The organism is Streptomyces sp. NPDC047081 (genome assembly GCF_040643775.1).
Taxonomy (GTDB): Bacteria; Actinomycetota; Actinomycetes; order Streptomycetales; family Streptomycetaceae; genus Streptomyces.
Window position 1 is genome coordinate 1 of the sequence record NZ_JBEYUY010000001.1, and the last position, 14,910, is coordinate 14,910.

At 61.8% G+C, this 14,910-nt stretch carries 14 protein-coding genes; 10 read left to right on the plus strand and 4 right to left on the minus strand.

Annotated elements, in window-relative coordinates; genetic code table 11:
• The first annotated feature begins 502 nt into the window (after positions 1-502).
• Genes ABZ848_RS00005 through ABZ848_RS00050 form a run of 10 tightly spaced genes read left to right on the plus strand, consistent with a single transcriptional unit; the run spans position 503 to position 10,185 of the window.
• The gene (locus tag ABZ848_RS00005; protein ID WP_360822616.1) at positions 503-2,317 is read left to right on the plus strand and encodes a carbamoyltransferase; all 1,815 of its coding nucleotides are present in this window, start codon (positions 503-505) and stop codon (positions 2,315-2,317) included.
• Positions 2,318-2,327: 10 nt separating this feature from the next.
• Positions 2,328-3,311, plus strand: coding sequence for a hypothetical protein (locus ABZ848_RS00010; RefSeq protein WP_360822619.1), 984 nt, complete (start codon positions 2,328-2,330; stop codon positions 3,309-3,311).
• A gap of 12 nt (positions 3,312-3,323) precedes the next feature.
• The gene (locus ABZ848_RS00015) at positions 3,324-4,004 is read left to right on the plus strand and encodes a methyltransferase (protein WP_360822622.1); all 681 of its coding nucleotides are present in this window, start codon (positions 3,324-3,326) and stop codon (positions 4,002-4,004) included.
• Entirely contained in the window at positions 4,004-5,152 is a 1,149-nt protein-coding gene (locus tag ABZ848_RS00020; protein WP_360822625.1) for a hypothetical protein, read from the plus strand. The genes ABZ848_RS00015 and ABZ848_RS00020 overlap by 1 nt, the downstream gene beginning before the upstream one ends.
• 3 nt (positions 5,153-5,155) lie before the next feature.
• Positions 5,156-5,623 carry a hypothetical protein gene (locus ABZ848_RS00025; protein WP_360822628.1) on the plus strand — a complete coding sequence of 156 codons (468 nt, stop codon included), beginning with the start codon at positions 5,156-5,158 and terminating at the stop codon, positions 5,621-5,623.
• Positions 5,616-6,227, plus strand: coding sequence for a hypothetical protein (locus tag ABZ848_RS00030; RefSeq protein WP_360822631.1), 612 nt, complete (start codon positions 5,616-5,618; stop codon positions 6,225-6,227). The genes ABZ848_RS00025 and ABZ848_RS00030 overlap by 8 nt, the downstream gene beginning before the upstream one ends.
• Before the next feature lie 18 nt (positions 6,228-6,245).
• Entirely contained in the window at positions 6,246-7,274 is a 1,029-nt protein-coding gene (locus tag ABZ848_RS00035) for a hypothetical protein (protein WP_360822634.1), read from the plus strand.
• Between the two features lie 36 nt (positions 7,275-7,310).
• Complete coding sequence (locus ABZ848_RS00040) at positions 7,311-8,372, plus strand: aminoglycoside phosphotransferase family protein (protein ID WP_360822637.1); 1,062 nt, start codon at positions 7,311-7,313, stop codon at positions 8,370-8,372.
• Positions 8,369-9,217, plus strand: a complete 849-nt coding sequence (locus ABZ848_RS00045; protein ID WP_360822639.1) for a phytanoyl-CoA dioxygenase family protein — start codon at positions 8,369-8,371, stop codon at positions 9,215-9,217. Before ABZ848_RS00040 ends, ABZ848_RS00045 begins: the two co-directional genes overlap by 4 nt.
• Positions 9,214-10,185 (plus strand): phosphotransferase, encoded by a 972-nt coding sequence (locus ABZ848_RS00050; RefSeq protein ID WP_360822642.1) that lies wholly within the window; start codon positions 9,214-9,216, stop codon positions 10,183-10,185. The genes ABZ848_RS00045 and ABZ848_RS00050 overlap by 4 nt, the downstream gene beginning before the upstream one ends.
• 175 nt (positions 10,186-10,360) lie before the next feature.
• On the opposite strand, the gene ABZ848_RS00055 is transcribed toward ABZ848_RS00050, so the two are convergent.
• From ABZ848_RS00055 to ABZ848_RS00070, 4 genes are all read right to left on the minus strand, one after another.
• On the minus strand, positions 10,361-10,900 hold the full coding sequence (locus ABZ848_RS00055; RefSeq protein ID WP_360822645.1) for a DUF2087 domain-containing protein: 540 nt from the start codon (positions 10,898-10,900) through the stop codon (positions 10,361-10,363).
• Between the two features lie 990 nt (positions 10,901-11,890).
• Positions 11,891-12,445, minus strand: coding sequence for a flavoprotein (locus ABZ848_RS00060; RefSeq protein WP_360822648.1), 555 nt, complete (start codon positions 12,443-12,445; stop codon positions 11,891-11,893).
• Between the two features lie 5 nt (positions 12,446-12,450).
• Positions 12,451-13,683, minus strand: coding sequence for a helix-turn-helix transcriptional regulator (locus tag ABZ848_RS00065; RefSeq protein WP_360822651.1), 1,233 nt, complete (start codon positions 13,681-13,683; stop codon positions 12,451-12,453).
• A gap of 260 nt (positions 13,684-13,943) precedes the next feature.
• On the minus strand, positions 13,944-14,672 hold the full coding sequence (locus tag ABZ848_RS00070) for an HAD hydrolase-like protein (RefSeq protein WP_360824281.1): 729 nt from the start codon (positions 14,670-14,672) through the stop codon (positions 13,944-13,946).
• Between the last annotated feature and the right edge of the window lie 238 nt (positions 14,673-14,910).

The following is a 14,910-nucleotide window of genomic DNA, read 5'->3' on the forward strand; positions in this document are numbered from 1 at the left end:
ACCTCCATCCAACCGGACCGGAACACGCCCGCGCGCCTCTTCCACCTGCAAAACACCACGTCACAGGCCTACAGAACGACTTTGCCGGGGCCCTGGGCGCGGATCAGCCAGACAGGGCGCCGCGACGAGCGGCAGCCGTGGCGCAGCACATGGACATATCACAGCGGTGATGTGCTCGACCTTCGCCCATGGGTCACGCTTGGCATTCGATCGGTGACAGCTCATAGGAATCCCGTCGTCGTCACAAGGGTGGGCTCATGCAGAAGGCAGTCGGGGCGATCCAACGGCTTGTAGCGAAGTGGACCGCGGCCATTGAGGCACACCGCCATCTCGACAGAGAACCGATTTCTCCTCTGTCTGTGGAGTGGTCCTGTGAGCCCGCCTGGGAGACTTGGACCGCGGCGCGACAGATTGAGACTGTTCCGTTTGCCCGCAGACCAATCCGCGATGTAGCTCAGGGCCGTATCTCGACAACCAGTTACCCGCTGGCATGAGTAGGGCCATGAACGTCCTCGGAGTATCTGCGTACTTCCACGACAGCGCCGCCTGCCTGATCCGCGATGGCGAAATCGTCGCAGCTGCCCAGGAAGAGGCCTTCACTCGGCGAAAGCATGACCAGTCCTTCCCTGCACAAGCTGCGCAGTGGTGTCTGCAGTCTGCTGGCATCGACTGGTCAGATGTCGACTGGTTCGCCTACTACGAGTTGCCCTTGCTCAAGATGCGTAGGGTGTTGGCGTCAGCCGCAGCAGCCGGACAGCAGGAGCCGATTCGCGGAACGGAGCTCTGGGCGCAGCTCAACGTCAGCAGCAGGCGTGATGTCGGAGCGATGTTCCCTCCGGGCCGGCGCCGTGGGCGTGTGCTCGCGGTAGAACATCATCTGTCTCATGCAGCCTCTGCGTTCTTCCCGAGTCCTTTCGATGAGGCCGCGGTCGTGACCGTTGATGGCGTCGGCGAGTACACGACGACATCGATCAGTCTTGGCCGGGATCACAGCCTCACCCCCCTAAGGCGGCAGACGTTCCCCCACTCTCTGGGGCTGTTCTACTCAGCCTTCACTCACTATTGCGGATTCCGTGTAAACAGCGGTGAGTACAAGCTCATGGGCCTCGCCCCCTACGGCACGCCGCGCTACAGCTCCCTGATCGAAGACCGGATCATCCGAATCTCGCAGGACGGCTCGTTCCGGCTGAATATGGACTACTTCGACTTTCTCATCCCCTCCTCCCAGCGGCTGTCGGCGGATCGACTCGAAGAACTGATGGGCCGTCCCCGCCGCTCTGAAGAGACCGACCTCGACGAGTTCTATGCCGATGTTGCAGCGTCGGCGCAGGCCACCTTCGAGAAGGCGGTCGTTCGAATCACGCGCCACGCACGATCGATCACAGGGGCAAGGAACCTGTGCCTGGCTGGCGGTGGCGCGCTCAACTGCGTTGCGAACAGCAAGATTCAGGCCGAGAGCGGCTTCGAAGGGATCTGGGTTCAGCCAGCGGCAAGCGATGCCGGCGGATCTCTCGGGGCTGCTTCGTACGTTTGGCACCAGCGGCTGTCGAACCCACGTCGGCCTGAGGGGAGGGACGCCATGCGGGGTTCGCTCCTCGGCCCATCGTTCGACAACACGACCATCCGTAGCTACCTCGACAGCATTGACGCCCAGTACAACCAGGTCGAACACGAGGAACTGGCCCGCACTGCAGCCGAACTGCTTGCCGAAGGGAAGATCGTCGCATGGTTCCAGGGAAGGCAGGAGTTTGGACCTAGGGCGCTCGGCAGCCGGTCCATTCTCGGGGATCCAAGATCACCTGGTCTCCAGCGGCATCTCAATTTGGCGGTGAAGAATCGGGAATCGTTCCGACCGTTCGCGCCTGCCGTACCTGTTGAGGATGCGAAGGACTACTTCGAGGCTCCAAACGGCTCGCCCTACATGCTGTTCGTAGCGCCAGTCAGGAAGGACCTTCGGGTACCGGTGACCCATAAGGATGGCGGTCTCAGACCAGAGGAGCGTGTCAGGCAGGTCCGCAGCGTTCTGCCGGCCATCACACATGTCGATCACTCGGCGCGCCTTCAGACAGTCGACCGTGCCACCCATCCACTGTTCTGGGATCTACTTCGTGCATTCGGCTCCATAACAGGAACTCCGGTGCTAGTGAACACATCGTTCAACGTCAGAGGCGAACCCATTGTCTGCACTCCCGAAGATGCCATGAAGACGTTTCTTCGCACAGAGATTGACTATCTGTGCATCGGAGACAACCTTCTGGACCGTCGGAAGCAGTCTGCCGTCGACATCACCATCTCCCCTGTCGCAGACTTGGATTGAGTGGCGGAGCATGAGACCTCTCGATATGTACTATCAGGCGCTCTCGCTCATAGCGCCCCGCACTCCTCTGGTGCGCTCAAGAATCTTGAATGAGGCCCTGCACGGGATCCCCTACACTCGCCTTAGGAAGCCGCACCTCGGTATGTTCCAGCCGGACTCCCTGCTTGGCTGGTCGCACGTGGAGGGTACTCAGGCCGTCCATCCGTCGTTTGAGTTTCGCGCACGATACAAGATCGATGGCTCCGGCAGGCGTGAGACAGGATACTCCGGAAAATCATCGAAGGTTGCGATCCTGGGCTGCTCTTGGGCATTTGGGCACGGAGTCAACGACGACGAGACTTTTGCTGCTCGACTGTTTAGAGACCAGAGCGTACCCGTCCACAATTATGCGTGCATGGGCTATGGGCCTGCACAGGCCTATCTTCAGCTACTTCATCGAGTGGACCTGAAGCAGGCCGTGGAGAGCGACGGCGTCGTTGCGTACGTTTGGGTACCTGACCAACTCATGCGAGCTTGGCGCCGGCTGGAGTGGATCGTCCTGAATTCGTGGGTAAACCCACACGGGCCCAGCCACCCTGTGTTTGACCTGGATAATCAGGGGCTCCGGCATGTTGGACTTGTCGGGCGTGAAGGAGCCACAGTCGACTCGCCGCTTCTGCCGGGAGTCGTCGAGCGGACAGAGTGGCGAATAACCACTCTCCTTATCAGGGCAATGCATGAACTGGTCACTGCGACGGGGCGGCAGTTCATGGTGGTGGTGCCTCCCCTCCCTGACCGGAAGCAGGACCAGGCCGCTGGACAGATGCTGGCAGGACTCCTGGCGTGTAGCGGAGTTCCCTGTATAGACATGAACCACGAGGCGAATCTCAGGCGTAGCGACAGCGGTGCGATGTTCTACCGATTCGACGAACACCCAACTGCTACGTGGCATGCAATTGTCGCTGATTCCCTGGCGAAGGCAATCCTCGAATATACCGCCGCAAAAGAGAGCTGAGGCAAGGACACCATGATGAACTCATCGACAGTCATCAACCTCGAGCCGGCACGTCGCCTGGTGGACCGGCACCTGGCGCACGAGACTCCCTTCGAAGTCGCCATCGACTCTCTGAACCTGACCATCTTCCCTGGAGTGTTCTGCCCTGCGTACACCAAGACCAGCGCGTTCCTCGCGAAACATGTTCGGGTTGACCCCGGGGAGACTGTCCTCGATGTCTTCAGTGGGTCCGGCTACCAAGGGTTGCTAACCGCACATACTGCCGCCAAGGTGCTTTGTGTCGACAGCTCCCCCGAGGCAGTCCGCTGCGCCATGGCCAACGCCGAGAGCCAGCAGGTGTCTGACAGGGTTACTGCCCTGGTAGGCGATCTCTTTGATCCAGTGACCGAGCGGTATGACGTCGTCATCGCGAACCCCCCGCTACTGCCTGGAACCCCGGCCAATGCGATCGAAGCAGCGATCTTTGATCCCGAGCTCATCCACTCCAAGAGGTTCCTTGAGCAGGTCGGTGACTACCTGACCGACCGAGGGCGGGCGTACCTGATCGCCACCGATGCTCATCAGGGCATGGGGATCCTCGACGTCATCGCCTACAGCGAGGAGTGCGGCCTCAGCGCGTCGGCCATCGCCCGCCTGCCCCTTCCCTACGAGACTTATACCGTCTATCGGGTCAGCTCACCGAGGTCTCACTGATGGCGCGCATCATTGCCACCGCCGAGAACTTCGCCTTCGGTCCCGCCGGCAAGCTCATCACTGTTGCGGAGAGGCTTTCACAGCAGGGGCATCAGCTCACATTCGTTGGGTATGGCACGGCCTTCCAGCTCGCTCGGCGTTCCGGGTTTTGGGAGGAATTGGTGGAGCGAGACACCGACGGGGAGAGCTTCGGCCGGTACTGCCAGAATTCTCTTCGCGGCTTCGACCTCCTCGTCTCCTGCGTAGATCGATCAAGCGCCGAAGAGGCCAAGAGACTGGGCGTCCCCGTCGTCTGGCTCGATCCTCTCTCCTGGTGGTGGGATGAGCTACCGAACTGGGTCTCAGATCTCGACCTGCGGATCACACAACGGAGCATTGGTTCAGAGCCGGCAGGACACCCGTCTCATCAGCACAACAGTCGCAATCACGTCGTCGTGGGGCCGATCGTCGAGTCGATACCTCGCCCGGATACGCCTCCAAACGCCGTTGACCTGCTCGTCAACTTTGGCGGCGGGGAAGCAGCAGGATGGTACGAGTTGGGCAAGGACACCAATTACCCCCTTGTAGTGGTTGAAGTTCTGCATTCACATGTAGACCTGAATAGATTCAGCTCAGTCACCATCACTGGCGGCGAACGGTTTGTGTCTGAATGCAGTCGACAGTGGCCTGACAGCCCATACTCATTCGATTGTCTCGGGCATGAGGAATTTCTGACGCGACTCGCGTCTTCCTGTGCCTTCCTCACTGTGCCGGGGCTCGAAGCTCCCTTGGAGGCGTGGTCTGCCGACATTCCCACACTGTTCCTGCCCCCTTCCAATAGCAGCCAGTACGTTCAACTCGACGAGTACCGAAGGCAGGGGGTTGCTGCCGCCAGTATCCACCTGAGAGATCACCTGCCCGGGCTGGACCTGATGCGACTCCCGTTGCGGGATCGCTCAGCGCGCTTCCTGCAGCAGTTGACTAGGTTTGAAGTCGACCCGGAACTCCGTCGGTCGTGGGGCAGGCAACTCGAAGCGATGCTGAACGACAGCGACTCATGGCCTCAGTTGGTCAGTGACGCCCATGCATTCATCGAGCGGCTCGGCCGGAATGGGCTTGATGACTGCGTCGAAGCCATCGAAGCTCTACTGCGGCGGAAGGGGATCTGAGCCATGCGTGTATTCCTAGCAGGCATCATCCAGGGTGCTCGTACTGATGACGGTATACATCACCAGGGCTACCGCAAGGAGATCCGTGATGCTGTATCGGCCTCCTATCCGGAGGCTCAGTTCGTGGATCCCCACGAGGAGAACCTCGGCCGGTTGGAGTGGTCGCGAGACCTCCAGAGGGAGATGTTCCTCCGCTACGTGACGGAGGCGGGACGGTGCGACGTTCTCGTCGCTTGGCTCCCCGAACCCAGCATGGGGACATCGGTCGAGATGTACGAGGCCTACCGCATGGGGGTCCCTGTGCTCACGATCAGCCCCATGGCGGGGACTTGGGCAGTTTTCTCGCTCGCGACTAGAACTTTTCGGGATATGAAGGCGTTCTCGGCGTTCGTTCGCAGTTCAGGCTTGACCGAGTTGATGCCCTCTCCCCGAGGCAGGGGGACATCAGAGGTGGGTGGCATGAATGAATGAGATCATCAACAGCTGTGCGGACTGGCAGTGGAACGTCAACTCCTGGTCGAAGCAGGACAGCCCCGCTGCTGCGATCAATCACTTCCTGGCGCGCCGGCACACAGGCGCAACTGAACACTCTGATCGCCCCTTCGCATGGCTCTGCTACGGGCAGCGAGGTGATGCGACCGCGGTGGCTGCCTACCGTGCATACCGTGACTCGATGGGGGATGAGGGGCTGTTCGCCGCAGTACTCAAGGCTCACGGTCACCGGAAGGCGGACCTTGAGGAAGCCGCGGTGCATCTGGAGTGGCAGGCGCACAACCAGCCTCTCTCCCTGACTACAGGATGGGCCGCCTGGCGGGCCGGCGCCGCAAGCTCCGTCGAGGCCATGTTCCAGATACTGCTTGGCCAGAGCCACAATGGGAGCGCCTGTCAGCTGTACCGGGCGTGCTTCGACGAGAACCTTGCTGCGTTCTTCGAGGTGGTCAGCGTCAACGTGGCACAGCTCAAAGTGGGTGGGCACGACCACCCCTATCTCCACGGAGCGACACCGGATGCTTCCGTCCTGCGCGATCAGGTACCAACCGCAGTGGACGATCGCACCAGTCGAGGGGGCTGCTGAGTGCAGAAGTCACCGCGGGTGGATGTCATCGTCCCGTATGGGCACTCACCCGGTCAGCCTGAGCGTCAGGAGAATCTCCAACAGGTATTGGCAAGCCTGCAGAACAATCTTAAGTACAAGAACTGCCGTGTGATCTTGGCCGAGTTGGGGCCGAGGGCCACTCAACAGGACCTGGCTCGCAGCCTGAAGGCGGACTACGTCTTCACCAGATCGGATGAGGAGTTCTCACCTGGGCGGGCGATGAACGCGGGCTTCCTCAGCCGGCAACATCCGGCTGATCTGGTGTACTTCCACCAGGCTGACTTCCTCGTTGCCCCGGACGTCCTTGACCGCGCGGTACAGCTGATGCTGCGACTGGACTGTCCGTTCGTCTATCCCTACTGGGGAGAAGTGCATCTCTCGCGGATGATGAGCGAGGCGGTGCGCTGCTCCGTGGTGGAGCCGGGGCAGGTCTTCGACGTCCTTCAGCGGTGCGTCGCACATCGGCGTGCCAGTCAGGGGGCGGAGCAGGCCGCCTCTGATGCGTATGACGAGGTCGCCCTGAACAATGACGAGTTGGAGTCCCTCGTCAGCTCGCTCCCGGCTAGTCTCCGACAAGAGATCATCGAGGCCGACCAGGTCCGGTTGTGGGGAGCGGATGACCGCTCGTACGCGCCCTACCGGTGGGTCGCGAAGGGGACTCTCGCTGCCCGGCTCTGCCGGATCAGCGGAGGGCCCCGTGCCAGTGCCGCCTATCTCTGCTCCGATGCCGCATTCCGCCAAGCCGGCGGGGTGCCAGAACTTCCTGGCTGGGGATACGAGGATCTCATCTTCTGGCACACGGTACAGGCCTTCCATCCCTATACAGGCGACCGCAATGGGATCTCGTTCAGAGACAGCACCATCACGATGAATTACCCACTTATTCATCTATGGCATCCCATCAGCGGGCGTCCTGACTACTACGCCGCCACGGAACAGAACGAGCGGATCTTTCACGAGTTCCGCACCCTCACCACTGATCAACGACGCGCTGCCGTAAGACCGCTACCGCCTCGCGGCGAGTAAACCAACGGCACTCCAAGTAATGGAGGTGAAAATAGGATGGAAACCGCGCTAGGAATAGACCTGAACGCCCTCACGCCTATCGGACGATCCTCCTATCTTGGGTTGCTGGCATCTACAGGACAGCAGGTCAAGATAATTCTCGTCAAGGGTGCAGAGGTGCCGCCGCTTCAAAAGGCAGCTGCGCTCCGTCGGGAGCTCATCGAGGAATTAGCCGGCAAGGTTAGCTTGCCGGTGCCGTTTCCCGTCGAGATCAAATCCGGCCCGTGCATATTCGAAGGCTCTACTGCGTGGGCCTTCGTCAACTCCTACGTCCCAGGGTCAGATCTCACCAATATCATCCGACTGCTCACCCCTGGCCAGGACTCCGAACTTGTCCACGCGATGGGACAGGCCGCGGGGGTGTCCCTCGCAGTGCTGCATAGCACGTCCCAGCGTTGGATCAGAGCTCGACGCAAGGAAGACGCCGAATCCGTTTATCAAGAGAATGTCTGGCGAGACGCCACACTCGCCAGACAAGAGGCCCTGGCACGCCGAGTATCGGACGCCAGCAAGATCACGGCGTTGGATGACCGGCAGCTGCGACAGGCCCGTTCACTGGCCGGCGCATTCACCAACCGTTTCAAGACCACACGCCACCACGCCGCCGGTGAAACAACGGGCTGCTTGATCCATACGGATCTGCACGGTGGAAACATCATTCTGGACACCAGCGCACCAGCAGATGCCAGGATCGCTTCGTTCATCGATGACCAGCTATCCGTGGGCGATAGCGGATACGACATTGCCAGCATCCAGAACTGGGCGTTCGAAGTTATGGACGAGCAATCCTTCATAGCGTTCATCCATGGGCTCGAAATCGGATACAAGAGTCTCATTCCGCACTACACCCTGCGAAGTTCTGATCTGCTTCTCTATCTCACTGCCCGTTCCCTCGGGCGACTGGCCTATTACGCACGGTCTGCTCCACAGTGGGTCGAGCCGTATGGATCGGAGCGACTGTTCCGCCATCTCGACCTGCTCGACGGGATTGCCAGTGCGGCGGCCTCAACCGACAGTTTCACCGACCCTTTCGTAACCGTTAGGAGACTGGCTACATGAATGAGATCTCCCCGGATGGGACCGTTAAGGCACCCACTGGCGCACGCGTAACTGAAGCCCAGCTGGTGCAGTTCCAAGAGGAGGGCTATTGCGTGCTGCCCGCCATCGTTCCTCAAAGGTTGATGAACCTGCTCGACGAGGAATGTGAGCAGGCCGTTCGCAAAGTGCATAGTGAAATGGGCGCCAAAGGTGTGGACGTCCTGGGCGGTAGCAGGCGAGGATTGCAGTACACACCCGGTGGCTGCCGGAACGCACAGCCGCGGCTCCGCGAGTTCCTGTTCAGCGACCTACTCCAGGGGATCTGCGCTCAACTGATCGGGCCTGAGGCCTATCTGGTATGGGAACAGTTCTCGGTAAAGATGGGTGCCAAGGGCTCCGATGGAGCGGGTGCCCGCTTCGAGAACGATGGGAACCCTCAGTCGCTCGGCTACTTTTCGTGGCATCAGGATTCGGGCTACGTGCCCCTGGATCACGTCCCGTACCTGTCCTGCTGGGTCGCGTTGGACGACATCACTGCCGACAACGGTCCCCTCCGGGTCATCCCCTTCTCAGAACTCGGCATCCGAACCCGAGTCACACACACGCCGGACCCCCTCAATGGCGACCTGGTCGGGTACTTCGGAAGTCTGCCGGGGGTTGCAATCGAGATCCCAAGGGGCAGCGTGATCTGCTTCAGCAGCACCCTGTTCCACTCAAGCTCGACGAACGACACCAGCTCCCCCAGGCGCGCCTACTTGGCTCAATACGCGTCGACCACCAGTGCAGCCAGTGGGAACGTTCTCTGGCGGGATGCCGAACGCGTCCCCTCCGGGCCCGATGTCCCTGCGGAAGAAGGAAGCGCATGAACCAGCCACCTGCCCAGCCCGAGGACGAGAGGTCACTTGATGCCGCTGTAATCAGCAAGGTGTGGCCTCGCTTCCACGATGCCGAACTCGCCGGTACCCGGAGACTGAAGGGGCGCAGCCATCGCGTCTACGAGTGCACTGACGCACGTGGTGCTGCTGTTGTGGTGCGTTTCTCGGCTCCTCAACGTGCACGATTCGACATCGAGGCCTCCCTCGTTGAGCGGTGCCGCGATGCCGGCGTCCCCGTGCCAGCGATCAGATACGTCGGCAGCGAGGACACCGTGGCCGGGCCAGTCTCGATCATGGTGCAGGACAGAGTGGCGGGCGAGACGCTCAGGGAGCATGCCAAGCGAATCGGGCCGGAGGGCGCCGGTAACGCGGTGCGACAAGCAGGCGAGGTCCTGGCCAGGATCCACCAGTTGAGCACCACGGGGTTCGGCTCCGTGGACGCCAGCCTTCATGGAACCGACAGCAAGTTCGGCAACTGGTTTATTGACGGTCTGCAGGCAAAGCTCGACGACGCCCGGCGCATTGAGCCGACCTCTGATCGGATCCTGGACAGGGCAATGGCTCTAATGCACGCCCATCGGGCTATGCTCGATGACTGTTCTCCTAGACTGCTGCATGGCGATTTCAGCCCTGACAACGTCATTGTGGAGAGCGGGAGCATTGCCGCCGTCATCGACTGGGAGGCAGCAAAGAGCGGTCCACCAGAGATGGATGTTGGCTGGTGGGATTGCTTCTTTGACTCTCCCCTGACTCAAGCACGCGAGCTGGTCTCTGGTTACGAACGGCGGAGCAAGTTCGATCCCGGGCGCCTGACGACGCTGAGGCACCTCGCCGTACTCCGGATCATGATTGGTCACTTCTCTTGGACGCTCTCGGTAGGTGATCCAGATGGGATCAAACATGCTGCCGAACGCATCGCGCTAGAAGTTGACACAGCAGCTTCCTGGGCCAGCGCATGACGTGGTGACAGCCCCATCACTCCCTGCCTCATGGGTCAAGGAGCAACAGAGATACACGCATACGGCGATGTGCGCGTCTGTATCAGTTCAGCAGACGCGCACATCGCCGTATTAAGGGCCTAACGCAGGTTCAAAATGATCGGCTCTCCATGCCGCCCTCAAACCCGCTTTGGATTCACGTGACTCGCTGATAGTCGCTGCTTGCCGCTCGAGTAACCAGCTTCAGATCGACAAGGAGCCGCCGCAATGCTGCATAGTCCGAGTGCACTTGGCCCAGCAAGTCGTTCACTTCGGACTCCGACAAATGCCGGTCCGCGGGCAGGAGTCGAGCAAGGAGCTGTGCAACACGCCACCGGAAGTCGGGATTCTCCGGAAGCTTTACGAGTCTCCCGTGCTTGAAGAACCGTTCGAGATCGGGGTCCTCAGTAAGCAATCCAGTCACTGGCAAGGTTGCGTCGATCGCGTCAGCAGCCACGCTGAGCACTGAGAGGTCCGCCGCAAGGATGTGCCCCTCGATGGACACCAGTCCGACTTCCTTGAGCCGCACAGCGTCCTTCACCATTGACTTCGGATCTCGGCCGACCGCAGCCGCGACAGCACTCAGGGAACAGTCATCGCCTCTACTCTGCCGCTCGGCTACAGCCGCGAGCAGAGTCAGCCGGCTGGATACAGAGAGAGCGCCAAGCATCTCTGCCGCGCTGCTGAGTTCAGACATGCGAACTTCCTAAGAGTCGGTCTATCTTGCGTCAAGACGGCTTCTAGCGACCTCATCGACCCGACGTCGACAGGTTGCGGCGCCCGCAGATCCGCCGAATCAGACAGTGGAGCTGTCATCGTCGCCGTTCCAAGGCATGGGCAATCCGCGACGCCGCGCGAGCACGAACGGACAGCGATCCCCCCGTCGTCTGACACGCAAGCGTATGGGCGAGTTCCACTATAAGGACATCACTCCAGTGATATGGCCCTCCTTGACAGCCCGTTCGGGCGGGCACAAGCAAGGCGCATCGGGACCCTGGGCAGGCTGGAGATGGGACGGCGCATGCTGCACGCGACGGAGTGGTGAGACCTCGGTTGAATTGCGAAGCATGGGGCCTGTGATCTCGACTGGTACATCCAGACCGTCGAGGAGCATGACTATCTTGTCGATGTTGGTCAGCTTGCGATCCCCGGACTCGAGCATCGACAGGAACGCCTGGCTCAGGCCCGTCAGCTGAGCTATGTCATCCTGCCGCAGCCTTCCTAAGCTTCGTACCAGTGTGCAGAGCCTCCCGAAATCTCGCCCCTTCAGGGCTGACCGGACTTCTGGCATATTCCAGACGTACTCGGGTACACAGAGGGGGGCTGGGACATCTGCCCGCAGCCCGCGGAGACAGGCGCTGCAGCAGTCCTCGTTGTTATACCTGCTCAGTTGGCACCCACACTCTGTACAGCGACGCCTGTGCACGGCAGTCACGGTTCCCTCAGCGGTGCGCAGTCCCGACACGGACATCCACTCCTTGGTGAACTGACACCGATGGCGCACCGCTACGACCGCAGTGAGCTGGCCAGCATGTGACCGTTCCCGCTCATGGCCGTGCGTTGCGCTCACCAGCGCAGTCGCTCGTTGGACGGGCGATGTCCTCAAGACTGGCTCCAGTCAAAGCGAAGGACCCGGACAGACTGTCCAGGTCCGATTCCTTTTGCCATCAAGGCCATTACTCGCGGGTCAGGCATCCGCCCTTCCAGCCTCATCCAGCACGGCTTCCCACGGGTACCGACGACCCGGCATCCCAGCCCGCGGCTCAACGAGTGGCCACACCTCGTCCCCGTAGATCAACCGAACCCCCGCATCGCGCAAGGCCTTGATGTGGCCATCCCAAGCGGGGTGGCGAGCGTGCGCTGCGTTCACCCGTGGCCAGACCACAACCGGGAGGTCACGTGTCCCGATAGCCTCATTGACCTGTGTCAACGCCTGGTTGTCCGAGATGCCCAATGCGAGCTTGGCGACGATGTTGGCGCTCGCGGGGGCAACGACGTAGCAGTCCACTGGGGGATGTGGGCGGGAGTCGCCGGGAAGACGCGATTCAGTGCGAACGGGCAGGCCCGTCAGCTCCTCAAGCCTGGCGGCCTCTCCGCTGGAACGGAGCCACTCACCTGCTGTCGGCGTGAGCGTGACCGCGACAGTCCAGCCGCGTTCGAGGGCGGGAACAACGATTCCCGTACGCAGCTCCTCGACGCCGCCGGCGCCCGACCCCACGACGCCCAGCACCTTGCCCTGCATCAACCTCATTGCACCGCCCTGCACCGTTGGGCCATGGCCAGCAGCCCGGACGAGTGTCTGCCGCCAGTAACCGGGGACTGCTTCCTCAGATCACGAAGAGTCTCTCGTACCCGTGGGTTGTTCCGCACGAGCTGCGGCGACGCGTGCTCAGCCTCTCGCAGCTCGCTGAAGGCGTCGTCGACGCGTCCGCTGAGGCACAGGGCGCGGGCGTAGTCGATGCGGTGGGACACCGCGCGTTCCGGCGGCATGTGGTCGACGTCGATGTGGCCGTTGTCGATGACGTAGGGGATGTTCTCCAGGTCCAGCTCGATGGAGACGCGATGTAGTTCGACGTTCGTCGGGCCGAAGCAGGTCTGCCAGTAGTTCTCGTTGGAACCGAGCCGCTCAGCCAGCCTTGTCGCACGCTCAAGCAAAGAGCTGGCCGTGGACCTGTCCTGGTGACGCGCCGCGGCCACCGCCGCGCGCAGGTGAATCATCCCGAGCAGGCTCAGGGCGGCGGGCTCATCCTCGTCGACCTGACGCACAAGCCAGGCCGCCGCGGTGTCGCCCAATTCGAGGGCGTCTTCGTAACGCCCGTTGGCCAGGAGCGCATGAGTACCGGATCGCGCGGCAGAGGCGAGTGACAGCGGATCCTCGGACTCGTCGGCAGCCCGCATAGCACGTTCGGCCGCGAGCCACGACAGGTCCGACTCACCGATCTTGGCGAGGGTGGTTGCCGCCAGGTGGTGCGTACGGGCGGAGACCGCGAGGCCGCGCCGCCGTTGATCGCCGTGGGGAAGGTCTTCGAGTTCCTGGGCGGTCTGGAGCAGACCGGGGAGCGCAGCGATGACCTCCCCGAGAACGCCTGCTTGGTAGTCACCCCAGCTGCGTTCCACAAGCATCTGGGCTTGCTCCGGCCTGGGCAATTCCCGCTGTGCCGTCGGCCCGAACAGCAGCTTCGAGAGACGGCGAGGGCTCATCAACGCATCACGAACAGCGGGTACGTCGTCCATGTGCTTCTGATCGTCCTCCATGAGGAGTGGCTGCCCCATGAGGTCACCGAGAGGGACGCGTAGCACGCGGGCGAGCTCGGCGAGCTTGTCGACCCTCGGAGCTTTCCGCACACCTCGTTCGATCTTCGACAGCCAGTCGGTGCTACGCCCAACGAGTCCTGCGAGCACGGGCTGCGTGTAGCCCCGGCGCTCGCGGTAGTACGCGATCCGCTCTCCTATGCTGAGGTGATCTCCAAGACCCCGCATGTGGGCTGCCTCCCCGACTCTCCGTCTGCAATTCACAGTAGCGGCCGACCAGATCCCGGGATCAGGGAGTGATTCGGGTAGGTGGAGCCGGGCTCAGCATCCGCGCCCGGGTCAAGCGCGGGCCGGACACTCTGTCCGGCTTCGAGAGGCTCAGTGGATGCCTTGCTGTACTGGATGCCTGGGGCGCCGGAATCACCCGGCCGTTATGGGCTAACTTGGGCTAGGAGTCGTCAAGGACAGGGAGGCTGGCAGCCACCTCTCTAATCGCGTCGAACCGTCACTCTCTCAATGGACGCTTGAAGTTTGGAGAAATCTTCAAGGCTGTCGAGGACGATGTCGGCCCCTGCGGCAACAAGTTCGGCTCCCGTGGTCTTGCCCGAGGTCACACCGATTACCGAAGCGCCGCCCTCAAGGCCGGTGCGGACGTCCTCAAGGGAGTCTCCAATGATCACGGTGTTGTCGTGAGTGAAGACCGTCCCGTATTTGGCCTGGGCGCGCTTCTGCGCGATGCCGACGAGGGCGGGGCGATGGTCGTCGTCGGACGCGTACGCTCCGATCTCGGTTTCAAGGTAGGTATCGAGCTTGAAGGCCGAGAGCTTCAGAAGCGCGTTTGGCTTGAGATTGCCGGTGACGGCCGTAGGCACCCAGTTCCCGTGAGCGCGCACTGCTTCCAGCGCGACAACGGCTCCGGGCATGAGGTGACCATCGCGGCGGAGGTCGTCCGCGTGGGCTGCGAGCCGCTCGGGCAGCAGCTCCACCATACGCGGCAGTAGATCCGCGACCGCCTCTTCGGCCACGCCGTTGTCCAGGAGCAGGGATCGGACGGCGAGGGGCATGGTGACGCCGGTGCCGCGCGCCGGCAGACGTTTGGCCGGGCGGCCGACGACTTCGGCAAACGTCTCGCGGTACACCTGGCGGTCGATATCTCCGACGTAGAGCAGCGTGCGGTCGATGTCCCACAGGATGAGGGTCTGCTGGGCATCGGTCACGTTCACGTCTTCGCTCCCGTCACGGCGGTACGGTCCAGTAGTCCCCGAGCGTACGTATCATTCGCCACCGCTTGGAGATCGCTGAGCATCGGCTCTGTGTGCTCGTTCAGACGGGCTGGCTGGAGCTGCTCGGCGAGATCCAGAGTTTGGTGCGCGGCCCGGGGCCAAGAGGCAGGCCGAGCAATGTGTTCTTAAGTTCTACCGGCTCAGTTGGCAGCAGCACTGTTCGTTAGCGTCG

What these genes read in the sequence shown, in the direction of transcription:
- ABZ848_RS00005 (WP_360822616.1), top strand. Translation starts at nt 503, where the DNA reads ATGAACGTCCTCGGAGTATCTGCGTACTTCCACGACAGCGCCGCCTGC.
- ABZ848_RS00045 (WP_360822639.1), top strand. Translation starts at nt 8,369, where the DNA reads ATGAATGAGATCTCCCCGGATGGGACCGTTAAGGCACCCACTGGCGCA.
- ABZ848_RS00055 (WP_360822645.1), bottom strand. Translation starts at nt 10,900, where the DNA reads ATGTCTGAACTCAGCAGCGCGGCAGAGATGCTTGGCGCTCTCTCTGTA.
- ABZ848_RS00015 (WP_360822622.1), top strand. Translation starts at nt 3,324, where the DNA reads ATGATGAACTCATCGACAGTCATCAACCTCGAGCCGGCACGTCGCCTG.
- ABZ848_RS00030 (WP_360822631.1), top strand. Translation starts at nt 5,616, where the DNA reads ATGAATGAGATCATCAACAGCTGTGCGGACTGGCAGTGGAACGTCAAC.
- ABZ848_RS00025 (WP_360822628.1), top strand. Translation starts at nt 5,156, where the DNA reads ATGCGTGTATTCCTAGCAGGCATCATCCAGGGTGCTCGTACTGATGAC.
- ABZ848_RS00040 (WP_360822637.1), top strand. Translation starts at nt 7,311, where the DNA reads ATGGAAACCGCGCTAGGAATAGACCTGAACGCCCTCACGCCTATCGGA.
- ABZ848_RS00010 (WP_360822619.1), top strand. Translation starts at nt 2,328, where the DNA reads ATGAGACCTCTCGATATGTACTATCAGGCGCTCTCGCTCATAGCGCCC.
- ABZ848_RS00065 (WP_360822651.1), bottom strand. Translation starts at nt 13,683, where the DNA reads ATGCGGGGTCTTGGAGATCACCTCAGCATAGGAGAGCGGATCGCGTAC.
- ABZ848_RS00050 (WP_360822642.1), top strand. Translation starts at nt 9,214, where the DNA reads ATGAACCAGCCACCTGCCCAGCCCGAGGACGAGAGGTCACTTGATGCC.
- ABZ848_RS00060 (WP_360822648.1), bottom strand. Translation starts at nt 12,445, where the DNA reads ATGCAGGGCAAGGTGCTGGGCGTCGTGGGGTCGGGCGCCGGCGGCGTC.
- ABZ848_RS00020 (WP_360822625.1), top strand. Translation starts at nt 4,004, where the DNA reads ATGGCGCGCATCATTGCCACCGCCGAGAACTTCGCCTTCGGTCCCGCC.